Source organism: Winogradskyella psychrotolerans RS-3 (genome assembly GCF_000427335.1).
GTDB lineage: Bacteria > Bacteroidota > Bacteroidia > Flavobacteriales > Flavobacteriaceae > Winogradskyella > Winogradskyella psychrotolerans.
Map to the genome: position 1 here is coordinate 1 of NZ_ATMR01000078.1, position 554 is coordinate 554.

The window sequence follows — 554 nt, forward strand, 5'->3', positions numbered from 1 at the left end:
GGAAAAGGAAAGACCTTTCATCTCCGATAATGGAAAAGGAAACGCAAGTGGATTCCCTTTGGCTGCAAGTTTATCTAAATGCGGCCCACCGGGATAAGGCAAACCTATAATTTTTGAGATTTTATCGAAAGCTTCGCCTACCGCATCATCCTGTGTTTCTCCTAAAACTTCCATTTCCAATGGATTGTTTACCAATACGAGTTGGGTATGTCCCCCACTTACGGTAAGACAAATAAAAGGAAAGGTTGGTTTAGGGGAGTCTATAAAATGTGCCAAAACATGGGCTTCCATGTGATTCACTTCGATGATAGGTTTATCCAAAGCATAAGCGAAGGACTTCGCAAATGACACCCCTACCAAAAGTGCGCCCATTAATCCTGGGCCACGGGTAAAAGCCACCGCACTCAAATCACTTTTATTAATTCCTGAAGATTTTAAAGCTTCTGCCACTACTGGAATAAGATGCTGTTGATGTGCTCTAGAAGCCAATTCTGGAACAACCCCACCATATTTCTCATGAACAGATTGCGTGGCGACAATATTATTAAGTATTT

General features: G+C 41.9%; 1 protein-coding gene. It reads right to left on the reverse strand.

All coding sequences use genetic code 11. The features are described 5' to 3' along the window. Positions 1-554, reverse strand: a 554-nt coding sequence (locus tag ADIWIN_RS05410) for a tRNA (adenosine(37)-N6)-threonylcarbamoyltransferase complex transferase subunit TsaD (protein WP_040756616.1), incomplete at both ends; no start/stop codon positions are given.